The sequence below is a fragment of the Marinomonas sp. genome (assembly GCF_039940335.1).
Taxonomy (GTDB): Bacteria; Pseudomonadota; Gammaproteobacteria; order Pseudomonadales; family Marinomonadaceae; genus Marinomonas.
The window spans coordinates 478806-496276 of record NZ_JBDVGW010000013.1 but is presented as its reverse complement, the minus strand read 5'-3'; the positions used below and the strand labels follow the sequence as shown (position 1 = coordinate 496276).

At 44.8% G+C, this 17471-nt stretch carries 17 protein-coding genes; all 17 read left to right on the top strand.

Annotation, left to right across the window (positions count from 1 at the left end):
* Positions 1-62: 62 nt before the first annotated feature.
* The 17 genes from fliE (at position 63) to flhB (ending at position 17464) form a co-directional block, all read left to right on the top strand.
* Positions 63-425, top strand: coding sequence for a flagellar hook-basal body complex protein FliE (gene fliE / locus ABJF92_RS12025; protein ID WP_445975242.1), 363 nt, complete (start codon positions 63-65; stop codon positions 423-425).
* A 27-nt stretch (positions 426-452) separates the two neighbouring features.
* Positions 453-2132 carry a flagellar basal-body MS-ring/collar protein FliF gene (fliF, locus tag ABJF92_RS12020; RefSeq protein ID WP_446816026.1) on the top strand — a complete coding sequence of 560 codons (1680 nt, stop codon included), beginning with the start codon at positions 453-455 and terminating at the stop codon, positions 2130-2132.
* Positions 2133-3146, top strand: a complete 1014-nt coding sequence (gene fliG, locus ABJF92_RS12015; RefSeq protein WP_446816025.1) for a flagellar motor switch protein FliG — start codon at positions 2133-2135, stop codon at positions 3144-3146.
* A 7-nt stretch (positions 3147-3153) separates the two neighbouring features.
* Complete coding sequence (locus ABJF92_RS12010) at positions 3154-3957, top strand: FliH/SctL family protein (protein WP_446816024.1); 804 nt, start codon at positions 3154-3156, stop codon at positions 3955-3957.
* A 5-nt stretch (positions 3958-3962) separates the two neighbouring features.
* Complete coding sequence (gene fliI / locus ABJF92_RS12005; RefSeq protein ID WP_446816023.1) at positions 3963-5294, top strand: flagellar protein export ATPase FliI; 1332 nt, start codon at positions 3963-3965, stop codon at positions 5292-5294.
* A gap of 52 nt (positions 5295-5346) precedes the next feature.
* Positions 5347-5775, top strand: coding sequence for a flagellar export protein FliJ (gene fliJ / locus ABJF92_RS12000; protein ID WP_446816022.1), 429 nt, complete (start codon positions 5347-5349; stop codon positions 5773-5775).
* A gap of 112 nt (positions 5776-5887) precedes the next feature.
* Positions 5888-7738 carry a hypothetical protein gene (locus tag ABJF92_RS11995; protein WP_446816021.1) on the top strand — a complete coding sequence of 617 codons (1851 nt, stop codon included), beginning with the start codon at positions 5888-5890 and terminating at the stop codon, positions 7736-7738.
* A 165-nt stretch (positions 7739-7903) separates the two neighbouring features.
* On the top strand, positions 7904-9613 hold the full coding sequence (locus ABJF92_RS11990; protein WP_446816020.1) for a SpoIIE family protein phosphatase: 1710 nt from the start codon (positions 7904-7906) through the stop codon (positions 9611-9613).
* A gap of 45 nt (positions 9614-9658) precedes the next feature.
* Positions 9659-12046: a flagellar hook-length control protein FliK gene (locus ABJF92_RS11985; protein WP_446816019.1), complete on the top strand. Its 2388-nt coding sequence runs from the start codon at positions 9659-9661 to the stop codon at positions 12044-12046.
* A gap of 110 nt (positions 12047-12156) precedes the next feature.
* Positions 12157-12675 carry a flagellar basal body-associated FliL family protein gene (locus ABJF92_RS11980; RefSeq protein WP_446816018.1) on the top strand — a complete coding sequence of 173 codons (519 nt, stop codon included), beginning with the start codon at positions 12157-12159 and terminating at the stop codon, positions 12673-12675.
* A 6-nt stretch (positions 12676-12681) separates the two neighbouring features.
* Positions 12682-13659, top strand: a complete 978-nt coding sequence (gene fliM, locus ABJF92_RS11975; RefSeq protein ID WP_445975232.1) for a flagellar motor switch protein FliM — start codon at positions 12682-12684, stop codon at positions 13657-13659.
* 1 nt (position 13660) lies between these two features.
* Positions 13661-14122 carry a flagellar motor switch protein FliN gene (gene fliN, locus ABJF92_RS11970; protein WP_446816017.1) on the top strand — a complete coding sequence of 154 codons (462 nt, stop codon included), beginning with the start codon at positions 13661-13663 and terminating at the stop codon, positions 14120-14122.
* Between the two features lie 53 nt (positions 14123-14175).
* Positions 14176-14547, top strand: a complete 372-nt coding sequence (gene fliO / locus ABJF92_RS11965) for a flagellar biosynthetic protein FliO (protein ID WP_446816016.1) — start codon at positions 14176-14178, stop codon at positions 14545-14547.
* The gene (gene fliP / locus ABJF92_RS11960; protein WP_446816015.1) at positions 14547-15281 is read left to right on the top strand and encodes a flagellar type III secretion system pore protein FliP; all 735 of its coding nucleotides are present in this window, start codon (positions 14547-14549) and stop codon (positions 15279-15281) included. Before fliO ends, fliP begins: the two co-directional genes overlap by 1 nt.
* 2 nt (positions 15282-15283) lie before the next feature.
* Complete coding sequence (gene fliQ / locus ABJF92_RS11955; RefSeq protein WP_445975228.1) at positions 15284-15553, top strand: flagellar biosynthesis protein FliQ; 270 nt, start codon at positions 15284-15286, stop codon at positions 15551-15553.
* A complete protein-coding gene (gene fliR / locus ABJF92_RS11950; protein WP_446816014.1) occupies positions 15553-16335 on the top strand; it encodes a flagellar biosynthetic protein FliR in 783 nt (260 codons plus the stop codon). Before fliQ ends, fliR begins: the two co-directional genes overlap by 1 nt.
* Complete coding sequence (gene flhB, locus ABJF92_RS11945) at positions 16328-17464, top strand: flagellar biosynthesis protein FlhB (protein WP_446816013.1); 1137 nt, start codon at positions 16328-16330, stop codon at positions 17462-17464. Before fliR ends, flhB begins: the two co-directional genes overlap by 8 nt.
* Positions 17465-17471 lie beyond the last annotated feature (7 nt).

Here is a 17471-nt window from a genome sequence, read left to right as displayed (position 1 = left end):
ATATCTTGTTTTAATTAGCTTTATGCTAAGCTGTGTGAGAATAATTTTATTGGGTGGGTAGCATGGTCACTGATCGACCAGACATTAATCAAGTATTGTCTCAAATGAGAGATATGCGATCGCAGGTACAATCGCCAAGTTCGGCTATGCCTAACATCAATAGGATTGGTGGCGAAGGCGATGGCAATCAGGTGGTTGAGCGAGCAGATTTTGCAGAAATGTTGAAGAATGCCGTTGATAATGTAAATTCCCTGCAACAAGAAGCATCCCAGTTGGCTCAGTCCTATGAGCGTGGGGATGAAGGGGTGGATTTACCTCAAGTTATGATCGGTCTGCAAAAATCCAGTGTGTCGTTTGAAGCGATGACGCAAGTGCGAAATAAACTGGTAGACGCGTATGAAAAAATCATGAACATGCCTATTTAGGTTGTATAAAACGCTTGGCGCTTTTTAATGGATAATGTCCCTGCAGAACAATCGGAACAAAAGCTCTACCTTGAGCTAGTCACAGGCTTTAACAAGCTGACGGTGATTCGTCAGCTTGCGTTAATGGTCGGTCTGGCTGCGTCCATCGCCATCGCTTTAGCGGCTGTCTTATGGACCAATGGTCCCGATTACAAGCCCGTTCTTAGTAGTATTACGGATTATAACGCTGACCAGATCGTTGAAATTCTCAGTACCAATAATATCCCTTTCAAACTTGATCAAAATACCGGTGCTTTGCTGGTCGAAGCAGATTATTACCATCAAGCTCGCTTGAAATTAGCAGGCTCAGGTATCGTTTCCGACAAAATAGTTGGTATGGAGATCATGGATCAAGAGCAGGGATTAGGTACATCTCAGTTTGTTGAGTCCACTCGTTATCGTCGTGGTCTTGAAGGTGAATTAAGCCGAACCATCTCCAGTTTGCAGAGCATTAAATCGGCCAGAGTACACTTGGCTATTCCCAAAGAATCCGTGTTTGTTCGTGATACCCGTAAGCCTTCGGCTTCCGTTTTTCTAGAGTTGTACCCCGGTCGTCGTCTCGACAGCAGCCAAGTAGATGCTATCGTGAATTTGGTGGCGTCAAGTATTTCCCAGCTAAGTGACCAAAATGTAACCGTGGTAGACCAGCGCGGCACTTTATTGACAGAAAAAGACAGCCAATCTGAACTCTCTGTTGCGGGCAAACAGTTTGATTACGCCCGTAAAGTGGAAGATGTGTTGTTGCGTCGAGTGAATAATATCCTTGGCCCAGTGATTGGTGAAGGGCGCTTTAAAGCAGAAGTCTCAGCGGATGTGGATTTCACCGCTGTAGAAAGAACGGCTGAGCAATATAACCCTGATTTACTGGCATTACGCAGTGAGCAAACCTTTAAAGAGAACTCTTCAGGCGCTGGCGGCAGTGCTGGGGGAATCCCCGGTGCGCTAAGTAATCAGCCGCCTGGGGCGGTGACAGCGCCAGAAACCTTCGATCAGAATGGTGCCCCTGTTGGCGGCAGAAGCTCCAATAGCTCCACTGGTCAATCAAGAGAAGAAACTACCCGTAATTTTGAGTTGGATCGCAGTATTAGCTATACCAAACGTCAACAAGGGACCGTTCATAGGTTATCTGTTGCGGTCGTCGTTGATGACTTGGTAAGTTTAGATCCTGAAACCTCAGCGTTGGTGCGTACCCCGTGGAGTGATGATGAGCTAGGGCGACTCACTTTATTGGTTCGTGATGCGGTAGGGTATGATCCCTCAAGAGGTGATAGCGTGAGTGTGATTAATTCCCCTTTCGCTTTGCCTGAGCCGGAAGAGCCTATTGCTGAGATTCCTTTCTATCAACAAACTTGGTTCTTGAATTTGCTACAGCCTACTTTGGTGGGGATGTTTGTTCTAATCCTATTGCTCGTTGTGGTTCGACCTATCCTCAAAACACTTAGTGAACAGAGTAAAATTGCGGTGGCCGAAGATACTGAAGCTGCGATTTTTGCTGACGAGACAGATGAAATTTCAGATGATCAGGTCTCTTTGGTCAGTGCAGAAGATATTATGGTACCGGGATCGCCGGAGAAAATTGATCGCCAATTGAATGCCATTCGTGGTTTGATAGCTGAAGAACCTGAGCGAGTGGCGCAGGTGGTTAAACAATGGGTTATGGAAGGTTAGATGAGTGATACTGGCCAAGGTGAAAATTTAACTTCAGTACAAAAAGCAGCGGTTCTACTTATGTCGCTGGGTGAGTCCGATGCTGCGCAAATACTAAAACACATGGGGCCGAAAGAGGTTCAGCGCATTGGGCAGACGATGGCTCAGTTGGCGAATGTACAACGTCATCAAGTGGAAAAAGTACTGGATGATTTTCTAGTATTGGTTGGCGATCAAACCGGTTTAGGTTTGGGTGCTGATGGCTACATTCGAAATATGCTGAAAGAAGCACTGGGTGAAGAAAAAGCCGGCAGTCTAATAGATCGCATACTTTTGGGTGGTAATACTACAGGTCTTGATACCCTCAAATGGATGGAGCCCAGAGCGGTAGCGGATGTGATTCGCTACGAACACCCGCAGATTCAAGCGATTGTTATCTCTTACTTAGACCCGGATCAGGCGGCGGACATTCTTGCTAACTTTGATGAGCGAGTGCGTCTGGATATTGTATTACGTGTCGCATCTCTAGAAACCGTACAGCCAGCGGCTCTACAAGAGTTAAATAACATCCTTGAACGTCAATTCTCTGGTAATCAATCGACACAATCCACCACTATTGGTGGTATTCGTACAGCGGCGGATATCATGAACTTCATTGATAGCTCGGTAGAAACCGAGTTAATGGAGTCTATCCGTGATGTGGATGAAGACTTGGCGAACACCATTCAAGATTTGATGTTTGTGTTTGGCAACTTGGCCGATGTAGATGACCGTGGTATTCAGGTTATCTTGCGTGAAATCGAGTCTGAGACCTTGATTCTAGCCTTGAAAGGTGCTGATCCAGATATGCAAGAAAAAATCTTCAAAAATATGTCTTCACGTGCCGCCGATATGCTCCGAGACGACTTGGATGCGAAAGGACCTGTGCGACTCAGTGAAGTGGAAGTAGCACAAAAAGAAATCTTAGCTGTGGCTAGACGACTTGCTGATAGTGGTGAGATTGTTCTTGGCGGCGGCGGCGAGCAAATGCTTTAGGTAATCCATGTCAGATCCAGACAGTAAGTCAACGCAAAAACTCACAGCCTATGAGCGTTGGGAGCTGCCTCACCTAGAAAATAAAGAAGCGGGGCTCAAGACTGGGCCTGCTCTACTGTTAAAAAAAGAGCAAGAGGTTGAAACTGAAGAAGTAGATCAAGAGAGCTTGGTCTATGAGCCACTAACGGCCTCACAACTAGAAGAAATACGTTCAGCGGCTTATGATGAAGGTTTTGTTCAAGGTGAATCTGAGGGGCATGAGAAAGGCCATCAGGATGGCTATTCCAAAGGTGAAGTGGATGGTTTTGAAAAAGGTCATGAAGAAGGCTTCAAAGTCGGCCAGCAGGAAGGTCTAGAAGAAGCTCAGCAACAAGCCGAAGAAAAGTTTGCAAAAATTGAAACCTTGCTATCTGAAATCGTCGCAGAAATCGTGTCGCCACTTGAAGCCAGCCGCAGTGCAGCGGAGAGTTTGTTGTACCAAACCATGGCGCGCATGGTGGAAAATGTCTGTTTAACTCAATTGGAAGAAACAGCTCAGACGGCCTTGAAAGAGCAGTTGAATAAAACCTTTGCCGCGATTGGTGAATATGAAGGGCGTGTTCGTTTGAGTCTGCATCCTAATGATGTGGAGATTCTTGAGACGCTTAATATAAAAGAAAGATTAGCGCTACAAGTAGAAGAAGACGCAACCATGCTTGAAGGTGGTTTTGTGATCGATTCAAAAGCCTTCCATGTTGATGGTCGTGTGGAACAGAGACTTGACGAAGTTTGCAATGAACTGCGCCAGCTCTCGACAGCAAAGCAAGATTAACGACCGTGACCAGTCTCGAAGATCGCCTCCAAAAACTCAACGCCTTATCAGTTACTCCCTTAACGCCTCAGCTGGAAGGTAAAGTCACTCGTATGGTTGGGCTAACAATGGAGGCTGTAGGTTGTGTTGTGGCCCTAGGTGATCGCTGCTTAGTGCAGGTTCGCAAAGACAAGTGGGTGGAATCTGAAGTGGTGGGGTTTACTGGTAATCTTACCTATCTGATGCCAACGGAAGCTATTGATGGCATTTCTCCTGGAGCAAGAGTTAAACCTTGCCTTGAAGACAGTTTGATGCCAGTAGGTGATGAGCTATTAGGTAGAGTCGTTAATGGCTTAGGAAAACCCCTTGATGTTAAAGGTAAGATAAAAACTCGGGATGCGGTGAGCTTACAGGGAGATATCATCAACCCCTTGCAGCGTAAGCCCATAGATGAGCCATTAGATGTCGGCATCAAAGCGATTAATAGTTTACTCACTGTTGGTAAGGGTCAGCGTTTGGGGTTGTTCGCTGGCAGTGGTGTTGGTAAAAGTATGTTGTTGGGCATGATGACACGCTTTACTAAAGCGGATGTTATTGTGGTTGGCCTCATTGGTGAGCGTGGTCGGGAAGTAAAAGAGTTTATTGAACAAATCCTTGGGGAAGAAGGGCTAGCCCGTGCTGTGGTGGTGGCTTCACCGGCGGATGATTCGGCACTAATGCGTTTGCGTGCGGCCATGCTGACGACCCGTATTGCTGAGTATTATCGTGATCAGGGGAAAGATGTTCTGCTGCTGATGGATTCTCTTACTCGCTACGCTCAAGCCCAGCGTGAAATCGCTTTATCAGTAGGCGAGCCGCCTGCTACAAAGGGTTATCCGCCATCGGTTTTTTCCAAACTGCCACAACTTGTGGAGCGTGCGGGCAATGGTCGTGCAGGTGGTGGGTCCATCACAGCGTTTTATACCGTGTTGACTGAAGGGGATGACCAGCAAGATCCTATCGCTGATGCCGCCAGAGCCATATTGGATGGGCATATTGTGTTATCACGACGCTTAGCAGAAGAAGGTCACTATCCAGCCATCGATATCGAAGCGTCGATTTCCCGTGCTATGCCGCAAATCGTTAGCGAGGCCCACTTACAAGGGGCTATGCGAGTTAAGCAACTTTACTCTAAGTTCCAGCAGAACCAAGACCTTATTGCCGTAGGTGCCTACGTAAAAGGCAGTGATGAAGATCTTGACCATGCCATAGTGCAAATGCCAGAAATACGAGGGTTTTTGCAGCAGTCTCTGTCAGAGCGCTTCACCATAGATGAAAGTCTAGAGGCCCTTGTTATGGCAATGACAAAAGGCCAGTAGACGGCCTTAGGTAAAAACGTCTACTATGGCTGTAGACGTTTTGGGGTGATTCATGAAGAAATCAAAAAGAATGCAACTTTTGGTTGATCTGGCTAAGCGCAAAGAAGACGCTGTAGCGACTCAACTTGCCCGAGATAAGGCTAAAGTGGTTGATGATCAACGCAAACTTGAAGAGCTTAAAGAGTATGCTGGTCAGTATGAGTCAGAGCGTAATCTACTGGGTTTAAGTGCTTATTTAACAACAAACTACCAACATTTTACTAATCGGGTTCAGCAGGCTGTCCAGCAGCAAGAAGCTGCTGTTGGGCGTGCTCAGCAACAGGCCGATATGACCCAAAGACGTTGGCTACAGGCTCGTAGCAAAACACAAAGTATGGACTACTTACGAGACAAAAATATCAAGATTGAAAACCTGCTGGAAGATAAGCAAGAGCAAAAGCAGAGTGACGAGTTCGCCATGCGCCGTTTTATCAGCCAGTAGTGGAGTGGGTGTAATTGCCGTCGTAGTTCTGAGCGGAAATTCATGAAGGACATTGAAACGAGAGTTCTCTCAGTTTTCTCTTTATTTAATCTTCTACAAGTGATCTTGTTTAATGAATCGATATAACACCAGTTACAACCTACCAAGAAAGTCTCTCGCACACACCTTTTACAAAGCGGTTTTGCTGATGGCTGTGCTTTTTGCCATTGTTATGGGACTTAGCTATCACCACGCAAATAATCAATTGCATCAAATGGATATTCGTCAGAAGCAGCTAGCAGATTTGAGTTTGCAACTTAACCGTATCGAAGGCTACTTATTGGATATCGTTTTTGCCCCTGAAACGTCTGAAGATCTTACCGCTAAAACTAACGCTAGTTTCTTAACCGCCTTATCTTTAGTGAAGGATAGAATTGCTGTCTACGATGTGCTGCCAATAGAGGATATTGATGAGTTATTCGCATTTTTGGCAGGTTTTACTGAAGAAGGTCAAGATTTTTCAGACTTAAGTGCTCACCAAAGAAAGGAGCTTAATACCCATTTTCATGATGTGAAAACCTTGCTGTTAAGGTTGAGTCAAGAATCTCAATCATTGGTTCTTCAGCGTCAGCAGTTGGTGAATCAGGGTTGGTTCTGGTTGGTCGGTTTGTGGGCTGTTTTGGTGGTGACTTTAGGTTTAGTGGTATCTTCTTTGCGGGGAAGATTGACGCAGGGCATTGCAAATTTACACTATATTGTTGAACGCCATAAGCATAAAGAATATCGAGTTGAGCTGGATCACAAGAGACAAGATGAGTTCTCAGATTTTGGTTTGTCCCTTGCTCATGAACTAGCCTCGCGAGACTTGCAGTTGGATCATCAAGCAGAACAGCTTGAGAGAGTAGAGCAAGCGTTTTCTGTGATGCCTCTCGCTATGTTGGTTACCAGCGATGAAGGTGATGTGGAGTGGCTAAGTAGAGGGTTCGAGGCTTTATGGCAAACCAATACAAGAGTGTTGGAAGAGCTGTTAAGGGTCGATGCGGGGCTAGACTCTATAGTGGGTGAGTCGATTAGTCACGAGCTTTTAAAGGAAAGCTCGAAGGTGAAGCTTAAAGAAGGAAGTTATACCTTGAATGTCTCCCCGCTGGGCTCGAAAACTCAAGCTTGTTGCATAGCGTTTGTACCTCATTATGAACTTGCAGAACTGCAAGTACTGCATAAAAGCGTCATGCTAATGACGCAAGATATCTGGTCTACTCCGATTAGATTGCTCAGAAAAGACTCTGTCTATTATGAATTGTCGGTTGGTCTGGAAGCTTTACGAATTAAAGGTTTGAGCGTGTTGGCAGATGTTAATTTGGTGCGTGCAGATCAATCGGGTTACGAAGAGTTCACTAAACTACAACAAATAGCTACTTACATTCAGGCGCAGATTATTGACAATGGGAGCTCGCAACAAGAAAAAATGCCTGTGGTATTACAGCAGACCAGTGAATCCCACCATAATTTGAGTGAGATGGCTGAGCTTTCTGAACAAATTAAAGATGTTGTGTTGTTAGGGTATGAATCGACTCTGCAAAAATTAGCGTTATCTGAGCAAGATAGAATAGCCTACCATGATTTACTCGGTGAAATTGAACGCTGTATGAGTGAGGTAAGGTTAGGCGTGCTACATAGTTTGCAAGCGACAGAGCAAGAAGGTGAATTAATTCGCCAGCGTTTTTCGAAGGACTTGAATCATGATATTGATACCGTCCAAGAACGCATTTTACGGATGAAGTCCAAGTCGCAAGAAAGCTTGCCTCTATTAGAAATGGACCGACAAATTAGTCAGGAAAGGCTAAGTACGGCGCAAGCGGATGTGGAAGAGTTGCTTGCCTTGGTGCATAAGTTGTTGGCCGATAATAATATGGTGAATGAAGAAAGTGGCGTGAATGGCGTCACTTTAGGGGTGACGCAAGCTTCTGAAGAGGAGTCTTTGTAAGTCGAGTGTTAAAGGCTTGCGAAAATTGGCTTTGCTTTTGGCGTCTTATTAGCGAGGGATCTTACTGTAGATGTGGGCGGCTGTGAGTCCATGTGGTATCAGTGAGGGTGTTGAGGAACAACAAAAAAACAACCTGCAATACTCATTAAAAATGGTCTAATTTATATGCCCGATATGCCTCTGAATATATTATTGATAGATGATGATCCAGCTGATCGTAACGACCTAAGTGGTATGTTGGCGGCGTTTGGTCACAATTTAGTGGCTGTAGATGGTGCTTCAGCCGCCATGGCAACTTTTACTACTCATGTTGTGCATCTTGTACTGCTAAAAAGTACTTTCTTATTTAGAGCAGATGAAGGGGTTGTCTCCATTTTGCACAACGCCGCTAAAGATATGGGGATTCCCGTTGTTTTTTTGGCTGATAGTGATATTGCTTCCTTAGCTCCATGCCTAAAACAAGGCGGTGCTGATTTCTTTGTTAAACCTTACAACGCTGATTATATTTACAATAAACTTGATTCGCTAACGAGAATCATAGATGAGCAAAAGAGCTTTGATAGTCAGCGTAAAGCGGTAAAGAATTGTGGTGAAAGGTTATCCCAACATTACAGTATCAGAGAGTTGTTTGATCAAAGTATCGTACACCTTAATTGCCTTGATACCCCTTCCATTCAAAGCTTTAGTCAAAGTAAACAACCCTTCAATCGCTGTATTATGCTTGCCGCCAATAAACCTGATGGCGGCAAGCACTTATTGTTAGGTGAATTTAATGCTCATAGATTAGAAGCCGCATTGAGTGCTTTCCCTTTGGCCGACATTTTTTTCAGTCTAACTGAAAAAGGCTTCTTAATGCGTCAGATACTGGTTGAGCTGAACCGTCGTTTATCCTCAATCTTACCTGTTGATATCGTTTTTAATGGCGCTTTTATTGATGTGAAAGTCAATGAAGAGAGTCTTGAAATATGGAATGCTGAAGCACCAAATGTCTATGTTTATTCTCAGGGTGAGGCAGAGCCAATTGTGTGTTCATCGCAAAATCAGCCTTTAGGTATCGCCTCTCGCTGGGCTCAAGATTACCATGTTGATTTGGTTCCCTATAAGTCCGGTGACCAGTTGATGATGTTTTCTAATGGTGTTTGCCGATTACAGGAAGGTTCAGGGGGTGTCAGTTATCAAGCTTTATTAAACAAGATGTTGTCGAGTGTTACTCCTTCAAAGAACAAACTGGATTGGCTAAAAGAAAATTTAAATAAGCAAGGTTTGCTTGACGCAAGCCATGAAGATGTCTCATGTCTTACTATGACATTGAATACAGATTTGGTGCTTCCTAAGGCCTACGAGAAAAAAATAGTGGTCCAAGAAGACAGGCCTGCGGATTTTTCTCTGGATTATGTTTTGAATGCCACCACGCTGAAAAACACAGATCCATTGCCTTATATTTTGCAGATCCTCACCACTGTACCAGGTTTGAATAATAGTTCTGCTCAGGTATTTATGATTCTGTCGGAGCTTTATTCTAATGCCTTAGAACATGGTGTATTGAAGCTGAGTTCAGTAACCAAAAGCTGTCCTGATGGCTTTGCGAAATATTACGAATCTCGCCAAACGGCCCTTGATGAGCTTGATGACGGCTTTGTAAAAATCCACATCAAAGTCAAAGCTGATATCCAGAAAGCTTTATTGGTTTTGCGGGTAGAAGATAGTGGTGATGGTTTTGACTTTAGTCGTCTAACTTATCAAGTTGATAACACTGAAATGCTTTATAATCGAGGCTTTGCCTTAGTAGATCAACTTTGTGAAAAATTGGAATTTTCCCACGATGGCCGAGTCGTGACCGCCTACTATGATTGGCAACGAGGCGCTTTTAGCTAGGTTGGCCTTGCTATTGCATAGTTCCTTACACGGAGGAAAGGAACTATGCGTACAGCGTCGAATTTGTTGTTGCCTGTGTCTGCAGAGACACCTAAAAATCTATCAAAATCTATTTCAACTGATGGTCAGGGGCAAGGCTCCTTTGCTGATGATTTGCGTCAGGCAAAAGTAGATCAGGATTTAAAAGAACAATCTAAATTGTCTGCGGCTTCGTCAGAGTCAGGGACGCGTCCATCAAATCCCAAGTCAGAGTCTTCACAGCTTTCGTCGACATCTTCCACCTCCAAAGAAATTTTGAATACGACTCAGACTGTTAATGCTCAAACTGTTAGCACGCAACCGAACCAGGATTCTGAAAGTCTAACCGCCAAACAATCAACTGTTTTAGCACCGGCTGCGCCTGCACAATTAACTGAACCAGAAGGTGTTCTGGTATCCTCTAATGAAACGGTGACGCCTGCCAACGATCTATTGTTAAGCGAAAGTACGAGTGGCAATAAATTGCAGTCTCTAGGCACAATCGATCCTCAACTAGAGGAGGGTGCCGCTGTTTTATCTGGGGTGGGGTTGGCATCTACTGTTGATAAGAATACCGACGGGGGCGAGTTAGTCGGCAAAACACTTTTATCTTCCTCTGCACAGACATCATCCCCAGAGCAAGCACCTATCGAATCTAAAGACTTAATCAGTGCTACTCAAAGTCTTACCGATGTTGGGTCGACCAAAGAGCTTGTTAATACTCTGCCTGTATCTGAGGAAAACTTTGTGTCGAAGCCAATTGACGGCATAGCGGAGGGAGCTGTATCTGAGCAAAAGCCAAAAACACAAGCTCAATCTCTTAATCTAAATTCAACGCAGGGGTCTTTTCAACAAACGCCGTTGGCAGAGCAAATAGATCTAGCAAATACGTCACCTCAAAGTGAATCTACAGTGCTACGTTCTGGGGTGAATCCGCCAATTCAAACGCCGTTGGCAGAGCAAATAGATTTAGCAAATACTTCATCTCAAGGTGAATCCATAGTGCTACATTCTGGGGTGAATCCGCGAATTCAAGTGCCAGAGCCAGTGACAGATGTTAGTAGTGATGAAGCTAAAGCAGCCTTACTGGCTTCATCAACTGGCTTAACGGCAGTTGTGAAGAAACAGTCTGATGAAAGCGTGGCAACGGGAATGCCATCATCCGAATCTGAAACAAATTCAGCTGGGCTAAGATCAGCAAAAGAAAGTTCGAGCTCTTTGTTAGCCGATCAAGAGGCTTTGCCGAAAACCACGGAAGGTGCTTCATTTGCAGAATTAGATGGACTTAAATCCAGTGAGTTGGCGCAAACGGATACGACCGATAGTCTCCCAATAATGGACAACAAATTAACGGATGGGGATAAAAATCAGAGCTCGATAGATTTATCTCAGGCACTGCTAGCTTCCACTATGAAGGCTACTAAAGCTGATGCTGGGGGCGTGGAGCCAAAGGCAACCTTAAGCACTGACCAAAATGTTATTACCCCACAAGGTACGCTTGTAGAGCCGCCAGCAGAAGATGGTGTCGCATGGGTTATGTCTCAAATGCAGGCCACACAGGCGCGCCCTTCGATGAGTAAAGCAAATAGTATAGAAGGGGATGGGCGGCCATTATTAGCGGATGCTACACAAAAAACAGTTTTAGAATCACCTTCGACAAAAACTACCTTGGCGACAGAGGGCGTAAGCTTGTTAAGTGACGGTTTGTCCGAGTCGTCTACAGTAGATGCTACGGAGTTTGAAGTAGAAAGCGACGGTATGTTAGAGGAGTTTGTTGCTAAAGATCCTGTTGAATTGCGTAAGAAAGAGCAAGATGCCTTAATTACTCGAATGTCCACAACGGTTGAGCGTGCTGCGAATGATGCGGGCGGATTGGGTAGCTCTTTGCAAACAGGACAAATGGCGAAAGCAGCCCCAGCTGGATTCACGGCTGGAGCTGGGGCTAACGCTACCGCTCCAACCGCCCAAAATTTGGCGATGAATTTACCGCCCCAACATCCTGGTTGGGCAGGAGAAATGACACAAAAAGTGGCTTGGGTGGCCCGTGATGGTGGTCAATCTGCGCATATCCGCTTAGATCCACCTGAGCTTGGCAGTTTAACGGTTAAGATCTCTATTGATAAGGATGCTGCAACACAGGTGAGTTTTGTGGCAGCCACACCACAAGCTCGGGATATGATTGAAGGCCAAATGCATAGATTAAGAGAAATGTTGGCTCAACAAGGCATGGAGCTTAATCAGGTTAATGTGGATGTTTCTCAGCATGATCCTTCTGGCAGCCAATTTGCCGATGCACAAGATCAGCAGAATAACTCTAGTGCTGGCAGTTCAGGAGGGCTAGATGATGCTGATATGGCTCTTACCGCTGAAAATGTCAGCTATGTTTCGGCCACAGGTGTGGATTACTATGCATAACAGCTAAGAAATTGATGGTGCTAAGTTTTATTCTTTGTAGAATAGAGGTTTAGCAGTAAGACACTGCACAAAATTACTTTTTTGAGTTTGATAGACCTAAGGTTTGCGATATGGCTGAAGATGATGCTTTAGATGTGGGTGCTGAGGAAGAGAAAAAGGGCGGTAAGAAAAAGCTCATAATTATCCTTGTTATTGTATTGATACTACTGGGCGGTGGTGGTGCGGCGGCGTATTTTCTATTTTTGAGTGGCCCAGATGACGCAGCACAAGGTGAGGGTGCTGTCGCAGAAGAATCTGCTCCAATCGAAGGGCCTTCCATTTATCTAGAGCTCGACTCTCCATTTGTTGTCGACTTTATGGTGTCTGGTAAGCAGCGTTATTTACAATTAAATATGACGTTAAAATCCCGTGACGCCGAGCAAATCGATGCGGTTAAGGTTCATATGCCTTTGATCCGTAATAGTTTGGTTTTACTGTTTTCAAGTCAATCATTCGATGAGTTGCAATCATTAGAAGGTAAGAAAGCTTTGAAAGAAGCCTCTGTGGTGGCTGTTAACAGTATTCTAGAGCAAGAAACTGGACGCGGCGGGATGGATGATGCCTTGTTCACTAACTTTGTGATGCAGTAGCCATATATGTCAGCTCAAGACTTATTATCTCAAGATGAGATCGATGCGCTTTTACATGGGGCAGACGAACCGGCGGTAGAAGAAGATAACCGTGACCCTAACGGTGTTGCTTCTTACGATATCACCAGCCAAGAGCGTATTGTTCGTGGGCGCATGCCTACGCTGGAAATGATTAATGAGCGCTTTGCTCGTTATACTCGGATAAGTTTGTTTAATTTGTTACGCCGCACAGCTGATGTATCGTCTGGCGGACTGCAGATTATGAAATTCGGTGAGTATGTTCATACTCTATACGTTCCCACCAGTTTAAACTTGGTCAAATTTCGCCCTTTACGAAGCACTGCTCTGTTTATACTTGATGCAAAGCTGGTGTTTAAATTGGTGGATAACTTTTTTGGTGGAGATGGTCGTCACGCTAAAATCGAAGGGCGTGAATTTACTCCAACCGAAATTCGCATAGTGCAGTTGATGTTAGAGCAGGTGTTCGTGGATTTAACCGAAGCTTGGGCGCCTGTGCTCAAGCTGGATCTTGAGTACATGAGCTCCGAGGTTAACCCCGCCATGGCCAATATTGTTAGTCCAAGTGAAGTGGTCGTGGTGTCCACTTTTCATATTGAATTGGATGGTGGTGGTGGTGAACTGCATATTACCTTGCCCTATTCTATGATCGAACCAGTACGAGAGCTGTTGGATGCTGGTGTCCAAAGTGATGTAGATGAGAAAGATGACCGCTGGGGTAAATCCTTAGAGCGTGACATAGAAGATATTTCAGTGAATTTGAAGGTCAATGTCGCCAAGCGTAAAATCTCATTGCGAGACGTATTAAAATTCAAAGAAGGTGATATTATTCCAATCGAGATGCCAGAATATGTCACGGTACGTGCTAACGAAGTACCAACTTTTAAAGGTAAGCTAGGCATCAGTAATGAACACTACTCTGTTCAAATGGAAGAGAAAATCAAAATTACCAAGGTGAATAAATAACATGGCTGAAGAACAATCTCCAGATCAAGAAGGCATGGACGAAGGCTTAGCAGATGAGTGGGCCGCAGCCATGTCGGAAGCGGGTGAAACGGATGGCGGTTCAGAAGGGGCTGAAGATGAATGGGCCGCAGCGCTTTCAGAGCAAGAAGTAAAACCCGCACAACTGGATAATTTGACCAGTCCAGCACCTGCAGGAGCGGTAGGTTCTGATCTGGATTTGATCATGGACATACCTGTGACCTTAGCGATGGAACTTGGTAGTACAGAAATCGCTATCCGTACATTAATGCAATTGACTCAAGGTTCCGTGGTTGAATTAGATCGTTTCGCAGGTGAGCCACTAGATGTCTTGGTTAATGGTACCTTGATTGCCCATGGTGAAGTGGTGGTGGTGAATGATAAATACGGAATCCGTTTGACCGATGTGGTCAGTCCAAGTGAGCGCATTAAAAGGCTGAAATAACCCCAGTGACTTTTTCTTTATTACTTAAAACTTTCCTAACAGCCATGCTTAGCATGGCTGTTGCGTATGTGTATGGCGCAGAAAGCAGAGATATTTCTGCACCGTATTCGATCTGGAAAGTGGTCGCATCACTGTTGTTTATTATTGCCTTTATCCCTCTTACCTTATGGTTGGTGAAAAAATTTCAGTTGGCTCAAATGAAGCTCAGCCAATCGCAAATTAAAGTGGTTAGCGTGCAATCCCTAGGTACAAAAGAGAAGCTGATGTTGGTGGACGTTGAAGGGGAAAGGATGTTGCTAGGGGTGACGAGTCAGTCCATTAATCATCTGAAGAGCTTTTCATCCAATGCGCGTACATTTGCAACCATGATGGATGAGGCCGGTTCGCCTGAGGCTTCTTCTCCCACAGAAGAGAAAAAACTGTGATGCGTTTGTGGCTAGTCCTATTAGTGTTATTACCGGGTGCTGTATGGGCGGAAGTAGGCTTGCCTGCAGTGAAAGTCATCACCAATGCGGACGGAAGCCAAGACTACTCAGTGTCTTTGCAAATTCTGTTCATTATGACGGCGCTGACGCTGTTACCAGCCGCTTTAATGATGATGACAGCCTTTACCCGTATTGTGGTGGTCTTGGCTATTCTGCGTCAGGCGATAGGTTTACAGCAAACACCTTCCAACCAAATTATGATCGGCATGGCGTTGTTTCTTACCTTGTTTATCATGACACCAACGTTAGATAAGGTGAATGAAGTTGCCCTCCAGCCGTATTTAAATGAAGAAATAACGTCCGTACAAGCGATCGAGGCGGCTTCTGGGCCCATGCGTGACTTTATGTTGGCGCAAACCCGTGAAGATGATGTGGCTTTATTTGTTAAATTGGCGGGCAAAGAAGGCACGATTGACTCAATGGATACCTTGCCTTTTACGATTCTCATGCCCGCCTTTGTAACCAGTGAATTGAAAACTGCTTTTCAAATTGGCTTTATGATCTTTATTCCCTTCCTGATCGTCGATATGGTGGTAGCGAGTGTCCTAATGGCCATGGGTATGATGATGCTATCGCCTGTCATCATTTCTTTGCCCTTCAAAATAATGCTCTTTGTTATGGTTGACGGCTGGTCTATGATAATGGGTACTTTAGCAGCAAGTTTTGGCATTTAGCTATGGATCCACAAGTAGTATTAGACCTATATGGGCAAGGTTTCTACCTGATCGTACTGATTGTGGGGGCCGTTATGTTGCCCAGTTTGTTGGTGGGCTTGGTGGTGAGCGTGTTTCAAGCGGCCACACAAATTAACGAACAAACCCTCTCGTTTTTGCCGCGTTTGATTGTCACGATTTTGGTTATTATGCAATTAGGCCCTTGGATTTTGACTGAGCTAATAGACTTTACAACGGCTTTGTTTATTAATATTCCGATGATCATTGGCTGATGCTTGAGCTTAATCCCGATCAACTTCTTAATCTAACCATAAGCTTTTTGCTGCCGTTTTTTCGCATTGGTGCTTTTTTGATGGCTTTGCCGCTGTTTGGGAGCCAGCTGGTCAATGCCAGAGCTCGTATTGCTTACGCTTTTTTAATTTCGGTCATAGTGACGCCACTGGTCACTGTGCCTGATTATGACCCCATTTCTCCTGGCTACGTGGTCTTAATTGCTGAACAGCTAGTGATAGGTTTTGCGTTAGGGTTTGTTATTACCATCCTTTTTCAACTGTTTGCTCTAGCTGGGCAGCTTGCGGCGATGAAGGCTGGCCTAGGTTTTGCCATGTCTAATGACCCTGCTAATGGCGTCTCGGTTGCGACCCTAGGGCAATATTATCTTTCCATGGTGGCGTTAGCCTTTTTAGGGACTAATGGCCATCTTGTGGTGATGGAATATTTGGTTGAAAGCTTTAACTATTGGCCTATAGGCCAAGGCTTCGACAGCCAGCATTATTGGCAGTTGGTGCTACTAGGTGGCTGGATGTTTGAAAAGGCTTTGTTGATCGTTTTACCACTAGCCATAGCTGTGTTGGTCATTAACCTATCCTTTGGTGTGGTGGCCAAAGCCTCCCCGCAACTCAACATATTCGCCTTGGGTTTTCCTATAATTATGTTGTTTTCCCTGTTCTTTTTCTGGATCATGCTGGAAGATTTCTTAGATATCTATTTGTTATTTTTTGATGAAATAATAGATTGGTTAAAAACTACATGGGGGATTCGTTTGGATGGCTGAAAACGAAGACGGTAGTGAAAAAACGGAAAGTGCCAGTAGTAAGAAACTACAAGATGCACGAAATAAAGGTAATTTACCCAGATCAAAAGATTTGAGCTCGGCTTTATTATTGATCGTGGCGGCGGCGACCTTGTACGGCACGGGAACCTTATTAGTAAGGGATCTTGCTATCCTGTTTGATTTTAATTTTGTGATTGAGCGGGAAGATATTTTCGACCTAAGTCGTATGGTATTCCATCTGTACGAATCCATTGTGGCGATTATGGATTCCATGGTGCTGCTAATGGCGGTACTTGCTGCAGCGGGTGTTGTCGGCAGTATCGCTCTAGGCGGGTTGAATTTTTCTTGGGAGCCACTCCTGCCTAAATTGAGCAAGCTGAGCCCTATTGCAGGTTTGAAAAGAATGTTTTCGGCTCAATCCTTGGTAGAGTTATTAAAATCGATTGCCAAGGTGCTGTTGGTAGCTTTGGTGTCGGTTATTGTTATCAACTATTTTTTGGCCGAGTCTTTAGGGCTAACCTTTCAGTCGATTGAGCAGGCTATTGCTCATGGTATTGATATGGTGATTTGGTCCTTCGTGTTTGTTTCCTTGGCACTCTTGTTGATCGCGGCCATTGATGTACCGTTTCAGATTTGGTCACACAAAGAAAAGCTGAAGATGACCAAGCAAGAGGTAAAAGATGAGTACAAGCAGCAAGAGGGTGATCCGCAGGTAAGAGGGCGTATTCGTCAATTACAACGTCAAGCTGCAATGAACCGCATGATGGCAGATGTGCCAGATGCAGATGTGATCATCACCAACCCGACACACTTTTCGGTGGCATTAAAATACGATCAAAAAGGTGGCTCTGCTCCGGTGATGCTGGCCAAAGGTGGCGACTTTATTGCATTAAAAATAAGGGAAGTTGCCAACCACTATGATATACCTGTAGTACAATCGCCTGAGTTGGCCCGTGCGATTTATCATCACACTGAAATTGGTGATGAAATCCCCGAAGGTTTGTTTAAAGTTGTCGCGCAATTACTGGCGTATGTTTATCAGTTAAGAAATGCTCGTTACGGGGCGACGGCTCCAAATGGTATGCCAGATTTAGACGTTCCTGCAGAATATCAGTGGGATGGGCAGTAATAGTGTG

Bases quoted from the DNA above. Each gene is read 5' to 3' on its own strand.
- fliE (WP_445975242.1), top strand. From the start codon at position 63: ATGGTCACTGATCGACCAGACATTAATCAAGTATTGTCTCAAATGAGA.
- fliF (WP_446816026.1), top strand. From the start codon at position 453: ATGGATAATGTCCCTGCAGAACAATCGGAACAAAAGCTCTACCTTGAG.
- fliG (WP_446816025.1), top strand. From the start codon at position 2,133: ATGAGTGATACTGGCCAAGGTGAAAATTTAACTTCAGTACAAAAAGCA.
- ABJF92_RS12010 (WP_446816024.1), top strand. From the start codon at position 3,154: ATGTCAGATCCAGACAGTAAGTCAACGCAAAAACTCACAGCCTATGAG.
- fliJ (WP_446816022.1), top strand. From the start codon at position 5,347: ATGAAGAAATCAAAAAGAATGCAACTTTTGGTTGATCTGGCTAAGCGC.
- ABJF92_RS11995 (WP_446816021.1), top strand. From the start codon at position 5,888: ATGAATCGATATAACACCAGTTACAACCTACCAAGAAAGTCTCTCGCA.
- ABJF92_RS11990 (WP_446816020.1), top strand. From the start codon at position 7,904: ATGCCCGATATGCCTCTGAATATATTATTGATAGATGATGATCCAGCT.
- ABJF92_RS11985 (WP_446816019.1), top strand. From the start codon at position 9,659: ATGCGTACAGCGTCGAATTTGTTGTTGCCTGTGTCTGCAGAGACACCT.
- ABJF92_RS11980 (WP_446816018.1), top strand. From the start codon at position 12,157: ATGGCTGAAGATGATGCTTTAGATGTGGGTGCTGAGGAAGAGAAAAAG.
- fliM (WP_445975232.1), top strand. From the start codon at position 12,682: ATGTCAGCTCAAGACTTATTATCTCAAGATGAGATCGATGCGCTTTTA.
- fliN (WP_446816017.1), top strand. From the start codon at position 13,661: ATGGCTGAAGAACAATCTCCAGATCAAGAAGGCATGGACGAAGGCTTA.
- fliO (WP_446816016.1), top strand. From the start codon at position 14,176: ATGGCTGTTGCGTATGTGTATGGCGCAGAAAGCAGAGATATTTCTGCA.
- fliP (WP_446816015.1), top strand. From the start codon at position 14,547: ATGCGTTTGTGGCTAGTCCTATTAGTGTTATTACCGGGTGCTGTATGG.
- fliQ (WP_445975228.1), top strand. From the start codon at position 15,284: ATGGATCCACAAGTAGTATTAGACCTATATGGGCAAGGTTTCTACCTG.
- fliR (WP_446816014.1), top strand. From the start codon at position 15,553: ATGCTTGAGCTTAATCCCGATCAACTTCTTAATCTAACCATAAGCTTT.
- flhB (WP_446816013.1), top strand. From the start codon at position 16,328: ATGGCTGAAAACGAAGACGGTAGTGAAAAAACGGAAAGTGCCAGTAGT.